This is a genomic window from Paraburkholderia sp. JPY419, assembly GCF_050435705.1.
GTDB classification, from domain to species: Bacteria; Pseudomonadota; Gammaproteobacteria; order Burkholderiales; family Burkholderiaceae; genus Paraburkholderia; species Paraburkholderia youngii.
In genome coordinates this window covers 623,329-645,145 of record NZ_JBNDKV010000003.1, presented here as the reverse complement: position 1 = coordinate 645,145, position 21,817 = coordinate 623,329, and the positions used below count along the sequence as shown (strand labels likewise).

Below are 21,817 nucleotides of genomic sequence, written 5' to 3'. Positions count from 1 at the left end.
AATCGATGTACCTGGGGGTGCTGCGCGCTCATCGTTGCGGCGCATGGCGCGCAGGAAGACTGGCGGGGGCGGGCAGCGGCGTGTACATGACGCCCTGAGCGGTGCCCGGTGTCACGATCTGCGCACTGCTGCTGGCGTCGGCGCGTGCGGCCCGGGCCACTTGCGCGGCCTTCCCGGCCGCCATGCCGGCTATGTGCCCGGGCGCAGCCGGTTCGAGCGGCGCGCCGCCCAGCACAGCATTGCCGGTAGGCCCGGGTGCTCGCTCCGGCACGCCGCCCGGATTCGCGTAAGCGCCGGCGGGCTCGGCATTGACTTCGGCTTCGGCATTGGCGTCGCCCGTGCCGGACGCGAAGGGAGAACCGCTGGCGGGATCGCTGGATGCAAGCGCTCCAGGCAAGTCCACCGCGAATATGTGCTTGATGCCATCGGGCGTTTCCGCATATCGCACGTCCTCCGATGAAACCATTTCCGAGTAGCTTGCTACCGCCAATTCCGGACCCGGCCGCGAAGCCTGGTCCGCCTGGACCAGCAGCGCCTTGACATTCGAATCGAGATCCGAGCGCACGCGCGCCACGGCGGCATCGAGCTGGGCCTTGTCGGCCACGTGGCCCGAGATCAGGAAGCGGCCATTGCCGGCGTAGGAAACTCGCGCGCCGGCCACGCCGAGCGAATCCTGGATGCTGCGCACGTCTTCCTGGGCGACGTCGTATTTGCGCACCACGCCATCCGGCGCAACGCGTGCAAGCAGCGCGCGCACAGCGGTGTCCTCGCTGGTGCTTGCGACCATGCCGGTCACCACTACGCTATTGCCAAGCGGGGCTGCATGCAATCCGTCAAGGTGCGACTCGGCCAGTGCCTGCGATATCCGCAACGTGCGGTCGTTGGCGCTTGGGGGAAACGCTGCGTCGCTGATCTGCATGGTGATCACGAGCGCGCCTGCGGTGATCACGCCGCCAAGCAGTACGCAGGCCGCAACCGCCGTTAGCTGCCGGCGGCGCCGCTGCTGGTGCCTCAGTGAGGCCAGTTGCGATTTCACCGGGCTGGCAAGCAACGTGGAAAGCAGGTCCAGGTCAGAAGGCCAGGCCGTGTCTTCAGGGCCGAGACACAGCACGGTATCGTCGAACTGGACCGGCACGAAGTCAATCAGCAGGGCCGCGCCGGCTTCGGCATCGCCGGGCAGATCGCGTGAAATGCTAACGACGCCCGTTTCATCGACATCAAGATGCGCGTCGGGACCTTGCCAGTCGGCGAGGCGTATGTCCGCGTCGTCGTCCCGGCCAATGCGGTGCTGCCCTGGCGTGAGCGGCAACGACCCGCCTGCATGGATACCCGTCAGTATTCGGAGAAGTTTCATCGCGTGTCCTGCGTTGCGGTTCGGTGGCGGCGAGGTCCGTCGGATGGCTTGCGCGGGCCAACTGGCCATGTGCGCGGGGGAGCCTGTCGAGAGTGGCCAGTGTCAACTGTGGCGATTCACGATCGCGCTCACTCCAGGTTATACGAAGCGCGCACAGCGCAGGCGAAGCTTTGCGCCTATCAGCGGCGCGTGCCTCGTACGCCCGGGCCGGCGCCGCTCGCCGCCGATGCCGATCGCGGCGCATCCGCCTGTAGTTCCTCGTGTGTCGTGCGCGTTGCGTGCAAGCCGATGAGCGCTTCCTGCATGCCAACACGGGCAATCGATTTGTCGAGCGATTCGTTCGCCGACGGCCGGTCGCCATTGAGCCATATGAGCGGGGCCAGCAAACGAGCGTCGCGAACCCGTTCGCCCCAGGCGCCGGGCGCGTCTCCATCCTGTACCTGACGCGGGCAGGGACCGGCCGTGGCTGCGGCAGGCGTACTGCCGGCGTGCACGGCATTGCCTGCCGAAGCTGCACCCATGCGCGTGGCGGCACGTTGTTTCGTAAGTTCGACGAAGGGTCCGAGTCCCGCGACCGGCTGTGCGCCATCGCGGCGCCTGAACGCAAGCCAGCGCCGGACTTGCTGGATCATGCCGACATGAAAGGCCGCGGACGGATCGGCCGCGAGCCAGTCGACGATATCAAGCAGGCCGTGGCCCCAGATGCCTCGCATGGCGCTTGAATGCCGGGGATCGTCGCTGGCGGCATCAAAGCAGGCGGCGATGGCAGCGAGTGGCGAGGCGGAGCCGGTCTGCTTTATCGTTTCCCTTGCCGCGCCTGACTGATGCGCATCGTGCCCGCGGTCCGGCTGGCGCTCGCGCTTTTGCTGACTGTCGCGCTTTTGCTGATTGCCAACACCACCGCCGCCAGTTCCACCACCACTGCCGCCATGCTTGCCGCCGTCGTGCGGTCGCCGGCTCTTGCGGATCGACCCGCCCGTGGCCTTGACATGCAGCTTTTTGCGGAGCTCCTGCGAGCCGCCTTCGTGCTGAGAATGGCCGCCCTGGCCGCCACGGCTGTCCTTACCCCGTGCCACAGCCGCATCACGCGGATGAAACACGCTGCCTTCGGAGCTGGCGCTTTCCTGTGCGCCGCCTGCATGCTCGCCATGGCGGCGGCGCTGCTTGACCGAGCGCAGCCACGGGAGCCGCATTAGATTCCGGGTGTTGATCGAGCAAACTTGCCTCGCATGCTGCGAATTGCCGCCATAGGCATAACTGGTGCCGTGATGGAGTGTGGCAAAGCGCATGCCTTTATGCGTGTCCTGCGAGTGATCAAGGCGCTGCGCCTCCGAATGACGTTGCGCTTCGGCGGCCACTGCGGCATCCTTCGATCCGATCGATGTCATCGGTGTGCTCCTCTAAGCGGCGCGCTATTGCGGCAGCACGGCGCTCATCATCTGGTTGGCGAAATGCAGGACGGCGGCGCACGACAGCGGCGCGACGATGACAATCGTGACCGTGACCGCGATGAGTTTTACCGCATGCGAGATCGACTGGTCCTGTATTGATGTGATCGCCTGCAGGAACGATACGCCCAGCCCGACCAGCGCGGCCACCACCACTGTCGGCAACGACACGGTCAGGCAAAGCAGCACGCCCTGGATGGTGTACTGGATCAGCGTGTCCATTTGCATGGCGGGTTTCCTATCGATAGCTCATTACGAGTCCGTGGATGAGCGTCGACCAGCCGTCCATCACCACGAACAACAGCAGCTTGAAGGGGATCGCGACGTTGGTCGGCGTGATCTGGTTCAGCCCCATTGCAACCAGCACATTGGCGATAATCAGGTCGACCACGATAAACGCGATATAGAGCATGAAGCCGATCTTGAACGCCTCGGTGAGTTCAGTCAGCGTGAAGGCGGGCGCGAGCACGATCAGGTCGTCCTCTTTGAGCGCCTGCGCTTCCTGCTTGGGCCACACCATGTTGGCCGAATGCACGAAAAAGCGCTTCTCGCGTTCCTGCGCGTGCGCCTTGAGAAACGCGCGGAACGGCTCCTCGGTTGCGTCGAAGATCTGGATCATCGCCTGCGAGGATTGCGGCGCGATCGACTGGCTTTGCAGCTGCTTGCTGGCGGCAATGCCAATGGGCGCCATGACATAGATCGACACCAGGATCGCGATACCGTTGAGCACCATGTTGGGTGGCACCTGCTGCACGCCCAGCGCGTTTCGCAGCAGCCCGAGCACCACCACGATCTTGGCGTACGACGTCACGACCATCGCCACGAACGGGATCACGCTGATGACGACGATTGCCAGCAGCAGCCCGGTGATGTCGCTAAACTGGACCATCGGCGGACCTCGGACGCCCCGCGGCGCAGTGCGCCATGCGGATGATTCGCACTCCAAGGTGCTCGCCGACCGTGACCAGTTCGCCGTACCCGATCGTGCGCCCATGCACGACGAGACGCAGCCGCGCGTCGGCAAACGGCACGGGAAACTCGACCACGTAGCCGGGCCCAAGGGTGGAGAGTTGTGCAAGCGGCATGGCGACCGTATCGATTTCGAATTGCACGGGCAGTTCCAGCTCGCCAACCCGGATAAGGTCATCGGCTTGATTGACGGTGGCGGCTGCATCGACAAAAGCCGAGTCCAGCTTGTCTGACATGTATGGCTCCTTGGCGAGGATGGGCGTTGGCCCGTCGAATTGCACGGCGGCGCACAGGCGCTTGAGCCCCGGCGTGCCCCATACGGCCACGGCGCGCGGCGCTGGCGCGCCGTGGCCAGCGGGATCCGGCGCGGCTTCGTGTGAGGCGAGGATCTGAGCGTCGAATCCAGGAAAGAGGGCGCGCAGCAGGACGTCGCCCGGAGACAGTTCCTGAAGGGTGGCGACTGGCAGCGCCTTGACGCCGAGCACAATGCTGCCCGGTAGTAGCAGGTCATAAAAAAACGGAACTGGCGAGATGCGCGCGACACAGGCGTCAAAGACCGTGAGTGCGGCGCGCGGCAGCGACAGCAGATGTTCGTAGCGTTCCGGCGCGCGGCCGGTGGCGCCTCGCGCGGGGTCCGCCAGCGCATAAGCGAGTTGCACGACTGGTCCCGAAGCTCGGCTTGCAAGGCTCCCGCGCGAGATACCGGCAAGACGTGCATCGACAAAACCAAGAACCATCATGCGCGTCAGCAGCGGCTCGACAAGCAAGGCCGCGACCGCCAGCGTGAGCGCGGCGCGCGTGCGCGAGGCGGCTGCGTCCGGTGCGGCGGCGGCCGGAGCGCTCATGCTGCCGCCCAGCGCTATACGCAGCGAGGGATATTGTTCAAGGTCGACTTCGAGCAGCGCTTCCGCCCGCGCGGCGGGATTATCCGCCGTGCTGAACGCGAGGCGCAGTACCGCCGGATCGCGTGCTCGCGACCCGGCGCTCGCCTGTTCGCCTGCCGCGAGTACATCAATGGCGATTAGCTGCGCGCCGCCTTGCGCGGCGCAATCCGCAAGCCGAAGATCGCACAGCGACTGTAAGAAGGGCAGCAGTTCATGACTGACAGGCGTGAGCCTGAGCGCGGCAACGGGCAACGCCGGGCCAGCGGCGTGGGCCGCCAGATCGGTTGCCCCGGCCCCGCGCCGATGCACAAGCGCTGCGTGCACGAGCGGCCTTGGGGGCGAATCATCGTCAAGTTCCGGCACCGAAGCGGCCATTGGCTTCAGCCTCGCTTACCAGACGGTGATCTGGATGTCGCTGATGTTGCCACACGCGCTGAGTATTGCATCGAGCTCCCGTTCAAGCATTGCACTGTGGTCTAAGAGTAATTGCCTGGTCGCGGGATCCGGCGCGTCGAACCGAAGCTGCATGACGAAAGGCGAAAGCGTGAGGTAGAGCGTGGTGTGCGGAAACAGCGTCTCATCGAGCGGCATGCGTACGTCCCAGTTGCCCGCTGTCGCGATGGCGCGGTCATTGGCGAATCCTGTGATCTCATGTGCCAGTGTCCCGACTATGTCGAGTACCCGTTGCTGGCTCGCGAACACAGAGGCAACCAGTGCCTCGGAGGCATGCTCTACACGCGGTCCGATGCCGTCGTTGCCGGCGGCATCGGCGGAAGCGGGGGCCCGTGCCATGCTGTCAAGGCGGGTGTTCATCAGGCCTGCGCTCAGCAGGCAGACGCCGTCGCGCGAAGCCGGCGAGCCGCCGTCGCCTGCTCCGCCGCCATGCGCGCCTGCAGGTTGTACGGCATGCGGCTCCCGTCCGACCGGCCGATGCAAACTGGGACCGCCGCGCAACAGGCTCGCGTAATCGAACTTCGAAGAGCGCTCGGTCTGGCTCCATGCGCCGCCATCGTCTGCGTGGTCATCGACGGGGAAGACGCGCAGGCGGCGCGAATGGATCGAGGTCACCGCAACTTCAGAGGCCGACGCGGCCGAGCGGCTTGAACTCGACCTGCCCGCCCAATTCCTGGTACGAGTACACCGCGAGCCAGCCGATGCGTGGCTCGATCATGCGCCGCACGTAACGGCGGATATCCATCGACGTGACGAGCGCCACGCCGCTTTGCGGCGTCTCGCCCACAAATGCCTTGATGCGTTCAGTGAGGGTAGCCATGTCCTCGGGCGGCAGCGCAAGGAAATTTCCGGTGGGCGTCTGCTTGATCGACTGCCGGATATGTTGTTCGACCTGCAGGTCGAACAACACCACTGAAAGTGTCTTGCCGCCCGCGGTCGCACGATGCGCAAGGAAGCGCGATAGGTCGCTGCGCACGTACTCAGTGAGCATCAGCGTGTCTTTTTCCTTCGGGCCCCATACCATCAGGCTTTCCATGATGGTGCGCCCGTTGCGGATCGATACGCTTTCCTCCAGCAGGCGGCGCAGCACGTCGGCGATGCGCTGCAGCGGCAAGCCCTTCTGCACTTCGGCGACAAGGCCAGGATAATCGGCGCCGAGCTGATCGAGAATCCACTGCACTTCCTGGATGCCGAGGAAGAGCGGAGCATGCCGGCGCAGCAGCGCCACCGACGCATGTGCGATCACCTGCTCCGCGCGCCATACCGTGGTCTTCGGGGGCACCTGGCGGTCTTCGATCCAGTGCGTGGGAGCGCCGCTGGGTTCGATCGGGTCGCGCGGTTGCGCCTTCGCCATCAGCGCGGCGAGCGCACCGGCGTCCACGGGCGCGCTTGCGGGCATCGACAAATGCAGCGTGTGCGCAGCCTCGGGCAGCATCACCTTGCCGGGCGGCAGTTCAATGCGCAGTTGCGGGACGTCGTGGACCAGGATCTCGCAGGTGGACGGGGGCAATGCGGCATGCGTCCACATGGTGATGCCGGGAAAGGGCAGGCCGAGTTCTTCCTGCAGCGCGCAGCGTTCGAGATCGAACGACTTGTCAAGTGACGGCATGGCCAGCCGCGCGAGCAGGTCCGGCGCAATGCGCACGCCTAGCCCGCAAGTGAATTGCGGCGCGCGCGTGAGGATTGCAGGCGTCTGCGTCCTGGAGCCCGACCGTTGCATGGCATTGAGGCCTTCGTGCTCCTGGGCCGGAGGCTGCGGCGTCTTGCGGTTCAGACGGAACGCAGAAAACGCCAGCGTTCCCGAGAGCAGCAGGAACAGCGCGGCGGGAAAACCCGGGACAGCGGCGAACGCAAGCAGCAGCGCCGACGCGAAGTACAGCGCGCGCACACTGGCACTCAACTGGCGGCCGATTTCGTCGCCCAGCGAAATCGGCTTCGAGCGCCGTTCGTCCGAGACCCTCGTGATCATCACGCCTGCCGCTACCGAAAGCAGCAGTGAAGGAATCTGCGAGACCATGGCGTCGCCCACCGATAGCACCGAGAAGCGGTTCGCCGCTTCGCCCGCGCTCATGCCGTGGTACGCGACACCCACGGCGATCCCCGCGACAATGTTGATGGTCGTGATGATGAGGCCTGCGATCGCGTCGCCCTTGACGAACTTCATCGCGCCGTCCATGCCGCCGTGCAGCTGGCTTTCGATTGCAAGCGTCGCGCGCTTCATGCGTGCCTGTTCCCCGGTCAGCAGGTTGGCGCGCAAGTCGGCATCAATACTCATTTGCTTGCCCGGCATGGCGTCGAGCGAAAAACGCGCACCGACTTCCGCCGCGCGTTCGGAACCCTTCGCTATCACAATGAACTGCACGGTCGTGATGATGCCAAACACCACCAGCCCGACCACCAGGTTGCCGCCTACCACCAGCTCGCCGAAACTGTCGATGATCTGGCCAGCCTCGGCGTGCAGAAGGATCGATTTGGTGGAGGCAATGTTCAGCGACAGCCGGTAGAGCGTGGTGAACAGCAACAGCGCCGGAAACGCGGAGAGCGAGAGCACGTTCGGCACGTAAAGCGTGATCATGAGCAGTGTCACGCTGATCGCAATATTGATTGCGAGCAGGATGTCGATCAGTGCGGGTGGCAACGGCAGGATCATCAGCGAGATGATCGCGACGATCATGGCTGCGATACCGAGTTCTCCCCCGGCGGGCAGTTTGAGCGCTTTCAGCATGGCAGGTCCGTGGAGTCGCCGGAACGGGAAGTGGCGGTTCCGGTGTCGCCGCGCCGCGCGCCGATGGCATTGACCCAGCGAAGTATCGCCGCCACGGTTTCAAACAGTTCCTCGGGAATAGGCTGGTCGACGCCCACCTTGTAGAGCGCGCGCGCGACGGGAGGATTGGCGATGATCGGCACGCCCGCATCACGCGCCTCGCCGCGCAGCCGTGCAGCCTGTTCGTCCATGCCTTTTGCGATCACGCGCGGCAAAGGATGTTCGTCGGGCGCATAGCGCAGTGCGACTGCATAGTGTGTCGGATTCACGAGCATCACATTAGCCAGCGACACGGGCGCCTGCACCGCCGTCTCCACCAGCGATCGCGCAATCCGCCGGCGTTCGCCCTTGATGCGCGGATCGCCCTCGCTCTGCTTGTTCTCGCGCTTGACTTCGTCCTTGCTCATCATCAGCCGCTTGATGAACATCATCGACTGCAGCTTGACGTCTGCGCCGCCGATGAGAAGCAGGATCGCCGTCGCGATGACCAGCAGGCGCACCATCATGTCCCACATCATCAGCACGAGGCCCGGCAATGGCCGGTATAGCGATCCCACGATCAGCGGGAACAGCCACTTGATGGTGACATACATGACTGCCCCCATGAGCGCAGCCTTGATGATCATCTTCGCCATGTCGATCACGGTCTTGACGGAGAAGATACGCTTGAGGCCGGTCATTGGATGGACGGCGGTCAGGTTGGGCGTCACGGGTTTCATCGCTATCTTGAAGCCGACCTGCGCGCCGCAGGCGAGGATCGCCGCGAGCGCTGCCGCGCACACGCAGGGAATGATCACGACCAGCGCCGCGCGGCCGAGCTTGAACAACTGTGCGTAAAGATTGGTCTCCGAATGATCGGCATCGACGAAGCCGGTCGCGAGCGCGATCAAGCCGCGAAACGCGTCGTTGAGATGGCTTGCGCCCGCTGCGAGCAGCAGGACCACCGCTGCCATGCTAACGGCCGAAACCAGCTCCGCGCTATGTGAGGCCTGCCCTTCGTTGCGCGCGTCCGTGAGCTTCTTACGGGTGGGCTTTTCAGTCTTTTCGTCGGTCTGGCTCATGAAACGGCTCGATGAACGGCGGGAGGACGCCGGGACAGATATGGTCGGCGCGTAGCCGCGATGGGCCGAAAGCGTGACAGACTTTACCGCGCCCGGCCTGCGCCGGCCGGTACGCAGGCGAAACGAGCGCGTGCGAGGCGAAGCACGCCGGGAACTTCGGGTGCGCCGCCTTTGCTTCGCGTCGGTGCTGCAAGGCGGTGTATCCGGTTGCTATTGTTTTTCGTACCCGTCTAAAGTCATCAGGGAGTCGCCGTGAACGCCACCAATCCGGAATACCTGAACTGCAGTGCCGAGATTGTCGGCGGATTGATCGAAACGATCTGTGTGGCGCTGTTCGAAACGTTTCCGAGGCCTTCGGTGGATCGTGAAGACGTTGGGCTCGTGCTCGATGCGCTGCATGTGTTGCGCCCCGATGTCGCCGAAGTCGATGCGCTGGACGGCATCCTGCACATCGTAAATGGCAATTGGGACGATGCGATCCATATCCTTCACCAGGTCGTGACGCGCGCGCCGGGCTTCCTGTATGGGAAGTCGTTGCTTGCTTTCAGCCTTGCCGCAAAGGGTGACCCGCATTGGCGCCAGTGCGCGGGCGAAGTGATCGAGAGTGGCGCGGCGGGCGGGTGCGCCGACAAGCTGGTGCGCGCGCTGATTGCCCGGCACGACCTGATGTCCGCGCACCGGGCCGCTCGATTGAGCGGCAAGTTTGTCATGCCCGATTCGGTTGCGGCAATGATCGAGATGGCGCGAGCGCCATCGGATGCACGGGTCACGCCGGATAGCGCAGGCGGCGGCCCGCAAGCAGGCGCGACGGCCGAAGGCGCGCCTACGAGGGCTATCCGCGCGTGAAAGCGAGACGCCGAGCATCGTCTGGTGCAGGTTTGAAGATCGTTTCATGTGAACGCCACGCCAACGCGATGGCAATGTGTCAGGAGATACCCATGAGTATCAGTATTGAAGCCCTGCAAATGCGGGCCGCACTCGATTCGCTCGCGCAGGGCGGAAGCACAGGCGGCACGACGCCGGCGGAGCTGGCCAGCCGCTTCGAGTCGATGATGCAGGGTGCGCATCTTGAAGCGCCGGTCGCGAGCACGCCCAGCGGCATGCAGACCGCCGCGAAGGTCTTGGCCACCCAGGATGCCGAACTGCAGCGCATTCCTCTCGACGCCCAGGCGCTCGTCCAGGCGGTGCCAATGATGTCGATGCAGCAACTATCGGCGAGCGCCACTACGCTGATGCTGAATATGTCGGCCGAGCAGCTTGATCTGCAGGCGAAGATGGGCGTGGTCCAGTCGACCAGGTCGGCAATCGAGACACTGATGAAGAACCAGTAATTCCGCACCCAGCTTGCAACGGCTGATTGGATCGTCACTCAGAAAAAGGCAGGGAATGCACAAGATGGAGCAAAGCACGCTGCGCCCCGTAAGCAGATGGCTGTTGTGCGCAGTTGCGCTCTGCATGCTTCTCGGCGGCTGCAAGATGGAGTTGTACGGCAAGCTGGCCGAGCAGGATGCCAACGAGATGGTCGTGGCGCTGCTGGAGCATGGAGTGGATGCGGGCAAGGAGACGCCAGACAGCGGCAAGACCTGGTCGCTGCAAGTGGATGACAGCCAGCTGATGCAGGCCCTGCAGGTGCTGCGCGCGGCTGGCTTGCCGCACAGCCGTTACGACAACCTCGGCGAGTTGTTCAGGAAGGACGGCTTGGTGTCCACGCCGACCGAGGAGCGCGTGCGGTTCATCTATGGCATGTCGCAGGAGCTATCGTCGACGTTATCGAAAATGGACGGTGTGCTGGTCGCACGCGTACAGATCGTGCTTCCGAACAACGATCCGCTCGCGCAAATCATCAAGCCGTCGTCGGCGGCGGTGTTCATCAAATACCGGTCGGACGCGGATGTCGGCGCGCTGGTACCGCAGATCAAGACACTGGTCATGCATAGCGTGGAAGGCCTGGATTACGACAAAGTCAGCGTGACCGCGGTCGCAGCCGACCCGGTCGACGTGGCCCGCATCAAAAGCGCTTCCGGCACGCCGGCATGGGTGATTGCGGCTATCGTGGGCGGCTGTCTCGTGGTTGCGCTCGCGTTGCTGGTGGTGGCGCGGCGCAGCGTGCAGTCAGGCAGCGAGCCTGGGATGGACGCAGAGAAGGGCGCGGGCAGCAGTCTGGCCGGGCGCGTGCGTCGGATTCTGGGGCGCGTGCCTGCGCGGCCGGCGGGGTGAGCGCGGCCGGATGCCGTCTGCAATGACACGGCACGATACCTCGCCAGCGCGTGTGCGCCGCATTTGCAAACCCGACTGCAAACTAGGAGTGACGCGACTATGATCGCGCGGCTCGACCAACCTTTCATACGCGCGGCGGCAGCGCTGCGCACTTATCGCGCCAACGCTGGCGAAGCCGCGCGCTGGATGCATCCGTCCTGGACACTGTTCCTGCTCGCGCTTGACGCGGCGCAGCTCGCCGACTGGAACCGCGCGCTTGCACTGTCGTCGCCTGCTGCCGTGGAGCGTGTGTCGCTTGCTTTGTGCGCAAGCGCGGGCGTGGCCGCGCCGTCTATCGAAACGCTCTCGCAGCCGGCCTTGCGTCCACGGCCGCAAGGCGCGAGCCCCAATCCCTCGCTGATCGACGTGGTTCCTGCCGTCACCGGACTGCAGGTGCTGCGCATGCGCGCGCTGTCGTTCCGGCGCACGGAAGTGCGCCGTCTGATCGACCGGCGCTCGCGTGAACAACTCTCCGCGTGGGCCGGGTGCTCAGTCGATTCGCTATGCCACGACGCGCATCTTGCCGAGGCGCCGGATATTGCACGTCTTGGCATGCGGGCGGGGATCATGCCGCTGGGAGATCTGGACGCAGATGCACTTTCGCTCGAAGGCCTGATCCTGATGCAGCGCGACCTCGAAATGCAGGCGCCCCCCTGTCCGCTGCTGGGCCTGGCGTTGCCGCGCATGCTGCATCCGCCCGCATGGATTGTGGGCATGCCGCGCGAGATCGATTCACCGGGTACCGCGCGGCTATTCGCGCGGCTGCCGGAACTGCTACCGGAGTGGGCATGGCTATTTGGTTGAGAAACACTCGTCAATTGCAGAACGGCGCCGCTGATGATCCGGGCAGCACGCGCGTGGGCGCTGCAGCGGAGATCATGGGCGCAGCGGAATTCGGCGCGCTAGTCGCGCTCGACGAAGGCTTCCGGGCGCTGCGCAGCGAACGCGAGGCAGTGCTGGCTGCGGCGCGAGAGGAAGCAGCAAGGCTTGTCGATGCGGGCCGTGCGGAGGCGGCCGGGTTGGTCGAACAGGCGCGCCGCGAGCGCGAGACGGCAGCGGCGGAAGGTTATCGCGAAGGCGAGCAGCGCGCGCTCGCAGACTGGTTTGAGCGCACCGCGCAAGCAGGCGACGCACATGCGAGGTTGCTCGGACACATGCGCGAGCGCCTGGCAGCCGTGGTGTCGGTTGCTGTCGAAAGGGTGGTGAGGGTCGAGCAGCGCGGCCTGTTGTTTGAACGCGCGCTGTCGGAAGTCGACCGTATTGCAGGCAGCGCGACTTATCTGAACATCGCCGTGCATCCTGACGACCACGATCACGCCCGCATTGCTTTCGACCGGCTGGCCGTGCGTTGGCGGGAAATAGGGCAGGCGTTTCCGCTGTCCGTCGTGGCGGACCGGCGGCTTGCGCCGGGCAGTTGCATCGCAGAATCGGATTTCGGCACGGTCGACGCCAGTCTCGAAACGCAGCTGCGTGCAATGCGCAATGCCGTGTCGCGGGCGCTCAAGCGCGCCGTCCTGGACGTGGAGCAACACAGCTCCGGCGCGCAGGAAGAGGGGGATGCGCCGAGCGACCAGACCAGCGAGGTGCACAGCACATGAACCAGCCTTGGCTTCCTCCCGAAGCGGACTTCAGCCTTTTCACCGACGAAATCGAGCGTGAGCTGCTCGAGGCGTCGGGCATCGTGCGAACAGGCAAGGTGGTCGAGGTGGTCGGCACGCTGATCAAGGTATCGGGGCTTGACGTATCGCTCGGCGAGTTATGCGAGCTGCGCAACCTGGCTGACGGGCAAGTGCAGCACGCGGAAGTTGTCGGCTTCACGCGCGACCTCGCGCTGCTCTCTCCATTCTCGCGGCTTTCCGGTATTTCGCGCTCGACCCAGGTGTTCGGCCTCGGCCAGCCGCTGGAAGTCGGCGTAGGCGACGCGCTGCTCGGCCGCGTGATCGACATCCTGGGCGTGCCGCTCGATGGCGGTCCGCCGATCGAAACCAGCGCCACGCGCCCCGTGTTCGGTACGCCGCCGCCTGCAATGAGCCGCCGCCCGATTACGCAGCCTCTTGCCACCGGCGTGCGCCTGGTGGATGGCCTGATGACGCTGGCGGAGGGCCAGCGCGTAGGCATCTTCGCACCCGCGGGCGTGGGCAAGAGCACCTTGCTTGGCATGTTCGCGCGCGGCGCCGAGTGCGATATCAACGTGATCGCGCTGATTGGCGAACGCGGACGTGAAGTCCGCGAATTCGTCGAGGAGATTCTGGGGACGGACGGCATGACCCGCTCCGTGGTCGTGTGCTCGACCTCGGACCGGTCTTCCATGGAGCGCATGAAGGCTGCGTATGTTGCAACTGCAGTTGCCGAATATTTTCGCGACCGGGGCCAGCGGGTCCTGCTGATGATGGACTCGCTTACCCGATTTGCTCGCGCGGGCCGCGAGATCGGCCTGGCCGCCGGCGAGCCGCCCGCACGGCGCGGTTTTCCCCCTTCGATCTTCGCTGAATTGCCGCGCCTGCTGGAACGCGCGGGGATGGGCGCGGGAGAGCATTCAGGCTCGATCACGGCGCTTTACACCGTACTTGCCGAGGACGAGAGCGGGACCGATCCGGTGGCCGAGGAAGTACGCGGCATTCTCGATGGCCACATGATCCTCTCGCGTGAGATCGCGATGAAGAACCGATATCCCGCCATCGACGTGCTGGGCAGTCTCTCGCGGGTGATGCCGCGCGTGGTGCCCGCACACACGCTGCAAGCGGCCGGTCGCGTGCGCGAAATGCTGGCGAAGTATCGCGAGGTCGAGATGCTGCTGCAGATCGGCGAATACCAGGCGGGCAACAATCCTGTCGCCGATGAGGCGATTGCCAAGCGCGCCGCGCTGGAAGCTTTTCTCACGCAAGGCACCGATGAATTCACACCGCTTGAGCGCACCCGCGCCAGCCTCGCCGAACTCGGCGGACCAGCGATATGAGCGATCGCCGCATCGTGGCGCTCGAACTTTCCGCGCGGCGCCGCCAGCGCCTGGACGACGTGTTGCGTGGCATGCTCCAGCAGCAGCGCGAGGGACAGGCGCAGCAAGTCGCGCTGTGTGCCGCATGCCAGCGTCAGGCCGACAGCAGCGCCGCGGCGCTGCTCGAACGCAACGAACGCCTGGATGCGCTCATGGGCGGAACCCGGGTGTTTTCTATCGAAGCGCTCAATGAAGCGCGGCGTTACCTGGAGCGCGTGGCCGAGCTCCATCATATGAACCTGTCCGCTCTCGAACGGCAGCAGGCAGAACTGGCGCAATGCGACGCCGCAATTGCCCGGACTCGCCAGCAGATCGCGGGCAACCGCATGCGTATCGATCTGGTCAAGGACCGTGCGAGTCGCATACAGCGCGAGATCGACAACACGGCAAGCGATGCCGACGACGACGAGGCGCAGGAGAATGCCGTTGGCCGCATGCTGCGCGCGCGAAGCGTGGCCGCGTGAATTCAATTGCAGCGCTGCCGCCATTCGTCGAACTGATCCACGGCTATCTGATCCTGACAGGGCTGTGTGCGCTGCGCCTGTTTGTCACCTTCTATATCTTTCCGCCAACTGGCGACATCGTGCTGCAAGGGCTCGTCCGGACCGCACTTGTCGTACTGTTCAGCACTTACGTTGCGTATGGCCAGCCGCGCGAATTCATTGGTACGCTGCATGGCGCGCTGCTGGTCGAAGTGGGAATGCGCGAAACGCTGATCGGCCTGGTGATCGGCTTCGCTGCGTCCGTAGTGTTCTGGGTCGCAGAAGGCGCAGGCACTTATATTGATGACCTGACCGGTTACAACAACGTGCAGATCAGCAACCCCACGCGGCCCGAAACATGCAGTCCAACCGCCACGCTGCTCGGCCAGGTTGCGATCACCGCGTTCTGGGCGTTCGGCGGCATGACCTTTCTCCTCGGAACGGTGTACGAGTCGTATAACTGGTGGCCGGTTTCGGCAGCGTCGCCCGACGTCTCGAACATCATTGAAGCGTTCACCATGCGCGAAACCGACACGCTCATGCAACTGGTCGCCAAGCTCGCCGCGCCAATGATGCTGATCCTGCTGCTGATCGATTTCGCCTTCGCCTTCGCAGCCAAATCGGCGGCTAAGCTTGACCTGATGACCTTGAGCCAGCCCGTCAAGGGAGCGATGACCGTGCTGATGCTGGCGCTCTTCGTTGGCCTCTTCGTGGATCAGGTCAAGGACCAGCTCACCCTGCGGGACTTCTCGGTCAGAATGCAGGCGCTTTCGCAGAAGGCAGGCGCCGGCAAACCTGACGCGGCGTCGGGCGCGCGGCCGCCGGCCGTGACAAATCCGGTAACGAAAACTCAATAGTCCTCAAATCGTCATAGGAAGTCGGATTTGAGAGTCTCGATTTTTATACCGACGAGTGCACCAAATAGTGCGTTGTGCGTTATATGGGCATGAAGACGAAAACTGATGCCCGCAAATTGGACGGCGCCACGCAGGCGTGATGGGGGTATTGCAAAGATGCTGGGGGTTGTGTAAAAGCGCAACATGATGAAGCCAGCTTGAATAATGCCATATAAAGCCAGACTAAAAACGGGTGAAGCGCGCAAGCGCAAGAAGCCGGGGTACCGGGTGACGAACGCGCGGACGTATAACCAGAGCCTGAGAAAGCGCGGCATGATCAGCCTGTATGTGCCGGGCGGCGATCTGAAGGCGCAGCTGATCAACGCAAAGATCCGTACGCCGGGCGTGTCGGGGCGTGAGCCGACCTACACCACGGCGTACATCGAGCTGATCTTTACCTTCTACCGGCTGTTCGGCTGGGGGATGCGGCAGATCACCTGCTATATGGAGGACTACTGGGGGTTGTGTCGCGTTAATGACGATGCGACGATCAGGCGCCTGAGATGAAGAGGATTGCTTACATCACGAGAGAATAGAATTGTTCGGCTGCAGTCGAGGCGATGCCATCGTCACACATCTGCCCCTTGCGGATCATGTGTGCGATCTCAATGCCAGACAGGATGATGCGCGCACAGCGGAAATCCTTGAACCCCATCATCGGTTTGATGATGCGTTTGATGGCACGGTGATCCTGCTCGACGACGTTGTTTAGGTATTTGTTTTGCCGGACCTTGATCGGCGTTAAACGCTCGGCATTGAGCGCTTCAAGCGCAGCCAGATTGGCGCCGCTCCTGTCCACGGTGATTGTCTCGGGCTCGCCGTTCTGTTCAATCGCCTTCTCGAAGTAGCGGCGCGCCGCGGCCTTGTCCCGATGGGCGCGCAGCAGGAAATCCACCGTGTTGCCCGCCTTGTCCACGGCACGGTACAAGTATTTCCAATGGCCTTTGACCTTGACATAGGTCTCATCGACGCGCCAGCTCTTGCCGACAGGCCGTTTGCGTTTGCGGAATGCTTTTTCAAACACCGGTAGCAGCTTGATAACCCACCGGTGCACGCTCGAATGGTGCACCTCGATACCCCGCTCGGCCATCATTTCTTCGAGGTTTCGTAGACTCAGTGAGTACGCCACGTACCACCGGACGCACAGCAGGATCACGTCCAGCGGGTAGTGCAGCCGCTTCAGTACCTTGCCAATGCCAGCGGGCAACGTCTTGCATGGCGTCTTCGTCTTTGTCATCATGCTTGTCATGCGTTGTCGTCGGCGGATTTTACTTGACCGCGTTATTGCGACAAAGCCCGAGATCGCGCAGGCTGAGTTTGTAGCGCAGATACCAGCGCACACAAAGAATGATCACCTCACGGTCAAAATGACGGCCGGCGAATAGCCCGTCCAGACTCTTCAGCTTGTTCATCGCCGCTTCTCAAATCGGTCAGGGCGACACTCTAACCGATCCTTGAGCGCTATTTGCACCACAACCTGCAAACTGACGTGGGTCAGCATCGTCTCGGATCCAGACTCGGCAGAATCAGAGTTGCTCGTTTCCTGGCCGTCATGTATTTCGCCACCTGCTCGGTCTCGACGTCGAGGCCTGCCTGGGCAAACATGCTGGCCACCTCGTTGAGACCCGCTTCGGTGCGGTCTTCGTAGCGAGAGTACCGGCCCGACTGATTCGATACCACGAACTTGCCGGTGGCCGGGTTGAAGCGCAATTCGCCGCAGATTCTCGCGGTGCCGCCACCGACAAGCAGGGGATGCCCTCGGTATCGCTCCCTCTGGGTCTCCGGGTCTTTGCCGGCCGGTTCCAATTCGCCGATGAACAGGCGGCCCAGCGCGCTGACGGCCCACATGTACTGCTTCTCGCCTCGCTTAAGGGCGTCGATGTCGATTTTCTCCTTGACACCTTGGCTCATCAGGCTCGGGACGTTGCCTTGGCCGTCCGGCACGATGAGGCGCCTGGAGTGCTGCAGCGGGGCCCCTGTCGGTACCCCCCCTTCGCGCTCCCATTGCTTGATGCCATCGGTGGCAAGGTTGAACGGCGGTTGAAGGCTGCCGAACAGGGCGTCCAGCGCGCCGGCCCGTTCTCGACCGATCAATTTGTGTAAAGCGGGTGCAGCGATTGTTTCGGAAAAACTCGCTCGGCGCCGATGCACGGCCTGCTCTTGGTGTTCCGGCGATCGAGCGGCATTGAGCTCATCCAGCTCCTGCAGCACACCGGCGGAGCTTGTCCTCCGTAATTTGTCGGCCGGAGGCGCGTCGCCGGACACCTCGGAGGCAGAAGCTTCGACATGCGTATTGATGCGGCGCTCGATCTTCATTTGCTTCCTCGATTTGCAAGTCCAACTGGTTGCGGGTTTTGGCCTTACCGTCAACCTGACAAAGCCCGTGGGCGACCAAAGTAATCCTAACCGATCCACATCTTTCATTCCAGCGTTCTTATCGCGACAGAGCCGTTCGTGAGCCGCGGCGTAATCAGCGGGCGGCGCGCTCTATTCCCGCGGCTTCCGAGGCGGCAAGCTGAGTTTCGCCGTCCATCGCCTTTTGTAGAAGCTGACGGCTGTTTTGCGACACATTCAGCGCCATCTGGAATAGCTGCCACATCTGATTATTGTGCATCTGGACATCCTGAGGGATCCCCAACGGGGAACCGCCGCCTTCAACCTCCAACTGCGCCTGAGACATTGCCAAATTCCGCCCCTTCGGAAAACCCGCAATCACTTGAATCAATTCACAAGGTCTGCTACCTCGATCACAGCCATTCCGCAGAGATCCTGGTTTGCATTTCCCACAGCGGCGGCACGGCTAGCCGCTTGCGGGGGTAGCCAGCGAGCGAGCGCCTCCTTGACTTGCATCACAGTGCAAGCGAGCACTTGTTGGCGGAAGGCTCGGCGCATCTCCTGCGTCACACCGCGACGCTCCGAACGATCGGCTGCACTGGCGAGGGCATATGGTGCCCGGGGTTTGTCGAGTTGCTTGATGACTGAGACGATGGCCTCGTCGAGGGTCTGTTGGCTCAAGCTTGCGTCTTGGATCTCACGCACCGAGCCCGTGAAATCCGCGTAGGTGCCCGCCAGCCGGGGATCGCGAAACGAACTCATCGTAAAAAGGCCATCCGCCGCGCTATATCTGGCCCAGCCGCCGTAGGCTCCACCCTCTTCGCGCAACTTGCGGTGCAGCGCAAGATGGGTCAGGAGCTTGGCGGCCACGGCGAGAGGCGCAGCATCGGGATGCTCGAAACTAGGCGCGGCCCATGCAATGTGGCAATGGTTCACCTGGCTTGCCACACGCAAGGCCACGTTGGCGACTTCATGAGCACGCGAGATCGCGTCAGATGCACCGAGCCTGCCCGCCCGAGAGGGGCGCAGGTCCAATGCCTTCGAGGCCTCGAGCGGCGATCCGTTCAGGCCAACCCAAATGACGCGATTAGGCACCTCCAGCAACAGTTGGTGAATGCGCTTCAGGTGATCGGCGATAGCTTGAACGCCCTCCGGCGACTCCAGCATCTTGCCTAGCGCGGCGACGAATGGCAGAGAGGCTAAGCCGTGCACGCGGTGGGCAAATTGCCGACGAATCGAGTAGGGCGCGGCCGCGGCCAGCGAAGCGTACCGGTCGGCCGCCGCTGCCAAGCCATTGACTTTACGGGCGACGCGCGCTTTGGTCAAAAACGAGATGCGGTCGAGTTCATCGAATCGCGGCACCAAGGTCCACGCCGCGATGGCGGAGGGGATTCCGGCTTCGTCCTCAGTCAGCGCGGAGGCATGAACGTTCAGTTGCGGCGTCAGGCTCGTGCGACCGGCCTCCACCACGGTGTCCAGCGTCATTGATAACGAGGACACCTGACGCTGGCGCCAACGGCCCGCTTCTTCAAATCCCAAACTACCAGTCCCGAGCTTCGGCACGATGTCGGCGTACAGGGATAGCCAAGGCCAATCGTCATTCTGGGCCGTGCTCAGATCGAAAAGCGTGGTCGCATAGGTGATGCCGTTGGTGGCGGCACCGACGACGCTAATCGAGCTGTGCTGATGTTGAATCTCTGGGAACGCGATGGGCTCACGCCTGAGTTCGCTCGCCTGGAAGCAAGGCAGTACATCGGTGTTGCTTCGAGCCTTGCGGCGTTCGGCCAGAGCGGCCTCCTCGGCGCCGATCTGGCGACGCTCGTCGTCGCTCAACTCGCGATCCCTCAGCGCTAGCGCCTTGGCTTCCTGCACCTCGCGCACAGTCGCGAAGTCGGCATCTGCAATCACGTGCGTGGCCAGAAGATTCGGGTGATTGATCAGCTCACGGACGGCACGCTTGAAGAAGGCTGGGTCCGCAATCTCTTTCTCGAGTTGCTGAAGCACGGGTTCGATATCGAATGCCGCTGCGACGTCGCCTCCGTTCATCAGCAAGGGTACTGCGTCAAGCAACCGGCGCAGTGCGTCCGGGATGGTGCCGCCCCGAATCTCGCGCTGTGCAAAGCGCATGTCGCGCAGTGCGGTCTTGAGGACATCCACCGGAACACCGACAGTTGCGGCGTCCTCGAGGGCTTGCTCGATACAGCTGTTAGCTCGCTCCACCTGTGTCTCGGTCAATCCTTCCATGCCAATATGCAGCACAAGCTGGCGGAGGCCGCTGTCGACGAAATTCATCTGGCTTGGTCGACCGAAGCCGGCCGACTGCATGGCCTTCATCACCGGCGCGGAGGCGTCGCCAAGCAAGCCGTGGGTCAGTAGCCGAAGTCGTGCAGTGGCTAGCGGGTCGCTGGATTCACCGAAGCGCCAACTAAGCTGCAGGCCATGTTCGTCAGGGCGCCCTTGAGCCGACGGTACTCTGACCTGAGCGCGGCGCGGTGCTATCCAGTCATCAGCCAGCTCTGGCCGGCGCGCTGGGCACCGTGCCGTGCGGCGCGAGAGCACGCGCTCAACGAGCTTGGCCTGAATCTCCTTTGCCTCGATTCGACCAGCGCTCATGAACATCGCCTGCGAAGGGTGGTAGTGGCTGGCGTGGAACTCCAGCAGCATTTCGTGCGAAAGCTCCGGGATGACTAGCGGGTCGCCGCCGGAGTTCTCGGCGTAGGTCGTTCCGGGGAACAGAGCCTTGTTGAGGGCGGAGTACAGGACGCGCAGTGGATTGCCAAACGCGCCCTTCATCTCGTTGAGCACTACGCCTTGACGGACTAGGCGATTGTCCTTGAAGGAATGGCGCCAGCCCTCCTGACGGAAGCTAAGGTAATCCAGCTTGGGGAAAAAGGTCGCGTCAAGATAGACGTCGAGCAGATTGAAGAAGTCGGTGCGATCGGTACTCGCGAACGGATAGACCGTGCGGTCGGGGTACGTCATCGCATTCATGAAAGTCGCCGTTGAGCGCCGCAGCATTGCGAAGAACGGGGCCGCCACCGGGAAACGCTCGGAGCCGCACAGTGCAAGATGCTCGAGGATATGGGCACGCCCGTCGCTAGCTCGCGGAACCGTCGGAAAGCCAACCAGGAAAGCGAATTCGTCCTGGTCGCTGGCCAAGTGCACATGACGTGCTCCGGACGCGGGGTCTACGTATTGCTCGAGCTGCGCGCGCAGATCCAGGATGGGGTGACTGGAGATGTGTTCGAAGGAGGTCATCGTGTTCAGTGTCGGGTTGGTTGGTCGACGAGGTACGGCAAGCGCAGCGGCGCGCGTGGCCTGTCCGATTCGAGGCCCTAAGGACTCTGAGGTCGGACGGAATTGGTGGAGGCCAACGGGCTTTGATTTGCAAAGCCCAGATGAACGATGGCGGTAGGGTACTCTCTCCCTTCCAGCAATTCCACACGTAGCCCTATATATTCCGGTGAACTCGCCGGTCAGCCTCCTTATTGCGACAGTACCCTCGGCCATCATTTCTTCGAGGTTTCGTAGACTCAGTGAGTACGCCACGTACCACCGGACGCACAGCAGGGTCACGTCCAGCGGGTAGTGCAGCCGCTTCAGTACCTTGCCAATGCCAGCGGGCAGCGTCTTGCATGGCGTCTTCGTCTTTGTCATCATGCTTGTCATGCGTTGTCGTCGGCGGATTTTACTTGACCGCGTTATTGCGACAAAACCGTTTGATGCGTTGACCGGGCACGGTGAAGAAGCGCCGACAACAGTAATGATCATAGGCATCCGTCAAAATGCGCCCGAGCCGGACGCGAAGGCGGCGCGCCGCGTGCGAACTCTGTGTTATCGGCACTCATGGACGGCTCCTGAAGCGCGAACGCGAATAGATCAATAGAACTCGGACGCATATGTGCTGCTTCGTCCGCGAAG

General features: G+C 63.3%; 22 protein-coding genes and 1 pseudogene. 9 read left to right on the top strand and 14 right to left on the bottom strand.

The genetic code is table 11. The features are described 5' to 3' along the window. Positions 1-28: 28 nt before the first annotated feature. From QFZ91_RS26600 to sctU, 8 genes are all read right to left on the bottom strand, one after another. Complete coding sequence (locus QFZ91_RS26600; protein ID WP_429568973.1) at positions 29-1,354, bottom strand: type III secretion protein; 1,326 nt, start codon at positions 1,352-1,354, stop codon at positions 29-31. Between the two features lie 179 nt (positions 1,355-1,533). After that, a complete protein-coding gene (locus tag QFZ91_RS26595; protein ID WP_429568972.1) occupies positions 1,534-2,742 on the bottom strand; it encodes a hypothetical protein in 1,209 nt (402 codons plus the stop codon). A gap of 24 nt (positions 2,743-2,766) precedes the next feature. Beyond that, entirely contained in the window at positions 2,767-3,030 is a 264-nt protein-coding gene (sctS, locus tag QFZ91_RS26590; RefSeq protein WP_152854641.1) for a type III secretion system export apparatus subunit SctS, read from the bottom strand. A 10-nt stretch (positions 3,031-3,040) separates the two neighbouring features. After that, entirely contained in the window at positions 3,041-3,691 is a 651-nt protein-coding gene (sctR, locus tag QFZ91_RS26585; protein ID WP_152854640.1) for a type III secretion system export apparatus subunit SctR, read from the bottom strand. Then, the gene (gene sctQ, locus QFZ91_RS26580; RefSeq protein ID WP_429568971.1) at positions 3,678-5,030 is read right to left on the bottom strand and encodes a type III secretion system cytoplasmic ring protein SctQ; all 1,353 of its coding nucleotides are present in this window, start codon (positions 5,028-5,030) and stop codon (positions 3,678-3,680) included. The genes sctR and sctQ overlap by 14 nt, the downstream gene beginning before the upstream one ends. A gap of 15 nt (positions 5,031-5,045) precedes the next feature. After that, the gene (gene sctP / locus QFZ91_RS26575) at positions 5,046-5,723 is read right to left on the bottom strand and encodes a type III secretion system protein SctP (RefSeq protein ID WP_429568970.1); all 678 of its coding nucleotides are present in this window, start codon (positions 5,721-5,723) and stop codon (positions 5,046-5,048) included. 7 nt (positions 5,724-5,730) lie between these two features. After that, entirely contained in the window at positions 5,731-7,833 is a 2,103-nt protein-coding gene (sctV, locus tag QFZ91_RS26570; RefSeq protein ID WP_429568969.1) for a type III secretion system export apparatus subunit SctV, read from the bottom strand. Further along, the gene (gene sctU / locus QFZ91_RS26565) at positions 7,827-8,933 is read right to left on the bottom strand and encodes a type III secretion system export apparatus subunit SctU (protein WP_429568968.1); all 1,107 of its coding nucleotides are present in this window, start codon (positions 8,931-8,933) and stop codon (positions 7,827-7,829) included. Before sctU ends, sctV begins: the two co-directional genes overlap by 7 nt. 252 nt (positions 8,934-9,185) lie before the next feature. Here sctU and QFZ91_RS26560 point away from each other — a divergent pair, with 252 nt between their 5' ends. From QFZ91_RS26560 to QFZ91_RS26520, 9 genes are all read left to right on the top strand, one after another. After that, complete coding sequence (locus QFZ91_RS26560; protein WP_429568967.1) at positions 9,186-9,779, top strand: HrpB1 family type III secretion system apparatus protein; 594 nt, start codon at positions 9,186-9,188, stop codon at positions 9,777-9,779. A 92-nt stretch (positions 9,780-9,871) separates the two neighbouring features. After that, the gene (locus tag QFZ91_RS26555; protein ID WP_429568966.1) at positions 9,872-10,264 is read left to right on the top strand and encodes a type III secretion protein HrpB2; all 393 of its coding nucleotides are present in this window, start codon (positions 9,872-9,874) and stop codon (positions 10,262-10,264) included. Positions 10,265-10,328: 64 nt separating this feature from the next. Beyond that, positions 10,329-11,150, top strand: coding sequence for a type III secretion system inner membrane ring lipoprotein SctJ (gene sctJ, locus QFZ91_RS26550; RefSeq protein ID WP_429568965.1), 822 nt, complete (start codon positions 10,329-10,331; stop codon positions 11,148-11,150). 99 nt (positions 11,151-11,249) lie between these two features. Next, the gene (locus tag QFZ91_RS26545; protein ID WP_429568964.1) at positions 11,250-11,993 is read left to right on the top strand and encodes a type III secretion protein HrpB4; all 744 of its coding nucleotides are present in this window, start codon (positions 11,250-11,252) and stop codon (positions 11,991-11,993) included. After that, positions 11,978-12,787 carry a type III secretion system stator protein SctL gene (gene sctL / locus QFZ91_RS26540; protein ID WP_429569152.1) on the top strand — a complete coding sequence of 270 codons (810 nt, stop codon included), beginning with the start codon at positions 11,978-11,980 and terminating at the stop codon, positions 12,785-12,787. The genes QFZ91_RS26545 and sctL overlap by 16 nt, the downstream gene beginning before the upstream one ends. Next, entirely contained in the window at positions 12,784-14,145 is a 1,362-nt protein-coding gene (gene sctN, locus QFZ91_RS26535) for a type III secretion system ATPase SctN (RefSeq protein ID WP_429568963.1), read from the top strand. The genes sctL and sctN overlap by 4 nt, the downstream gene beginning before the upstream one ends. After that, a complete protein-coding gene (locus QFZ91_RS26530) occupies positions 14,142-14,648 on the top strand; it encodes a hypothetical protein (RefSeq protein ID WP_429568962.1) in 507 nt (168 codons plus the stop codon). The genes sctN and QFZ91_RS26530 overlap by 4 nt, the downstream gene beginning before the upstream one ends. After that, on the top strand, positions 14,645-15,523 hold the full coding sequence (gene sctT / locus QFZ91_RS26525) for a type III secretion system export apparatus subunit SctT (protein ID WP_429568961.1): 879 nt from the start codon (positions 14,645-14,647) through the stop codon (positions 15,521-15,523). The genes QFZ91_RS26530 and sctT overlap by 4 nt, the downstream gene beginning before the upstream one ends. A 204-nt stretch (positions 15,524-15,727) precedes the next feature. Further along, positions 15,728-16,069: a hypothetical protein gene (locus QFZ91_RS26520; protein ID WP_429568960.1), complete on the top strand. Its 342-nt coding sequence runs from the start codon at positions 15,728-15,730 to the stop codon at positions 16,067-16,069. A gap of 10 nt (positions 16,070-16,079) precedes the next feature. Here QFZ91_RS26520 and QFZ91_RS26515 read toward each other — a convergent pair whose 3' ends face one another. The 6 genes and pseudogenes from QFZ91_RS26515 to QFZ91_RS26490 form a co-directional block, all read right to left on the bottom strand. After that, the gene (locus tag QFZ91_RS26515; protein ID WP_429568959.1) at positions 16,080-16,802 is read right to left on the bottom strand and encodes an IS6 family transposase; all 723 of its coding nucleotides are present in this window, start codon (positions 16,800-16,802) and stop codon (positions 16,080-16,082) included. Between the two features lie 28 nt (positions 16,803-16,830). Next, on the bottom strand, positions 16,831-16,974 hold the full coding sequence (locus tag QFZ91_RS26510; RefSeq protein WP_429568958.1) for a hypothetical protein: 144 nt from the start codon (positions 16,972-16,974) through the stop codon (positions 16,831-16,833). Positions 16,975-17,056: 82 nt separating this feature from the next. Next, entirely contained in the window at positions 17,057-17,878 is an 822-nt protein-coding gene (locus QFZ91_RS26505; protein WP_429568957.1) for a type III effector protein, read from the bottom strand. Between the two features lie 154 nt (positions 17,879-18,032). After that, entirely contained in the window at positions 18,033-18,242 is a 210-nt protein-coding gene (locus QFZ91_RS26500) for a hypothetical protein (protein ID WP_429568956.1), read from the bottom strand. Between the two features lie 41 nt (positions 18,243-18,283). After that, complete coding sequence (locus tag QFZ91_RS26495) at positions 18,284-21,154, bottom strand: insulinase family protein (protein WP_429569151.1); 2,871 nt, start codon at positions 21,152-21,154, stop codon at positions 18,284-18,286. Between the two features lie 243 nt (positions 21,155-21,397). After that, positions 21,398-21,556: pseudogene (locus QFZ91_RS26490) on the bottom strand (IS6 family transposase); the annotation flags it as partial. Positions 21,557-21,817 lie beyond the last annotated feature (261 nt).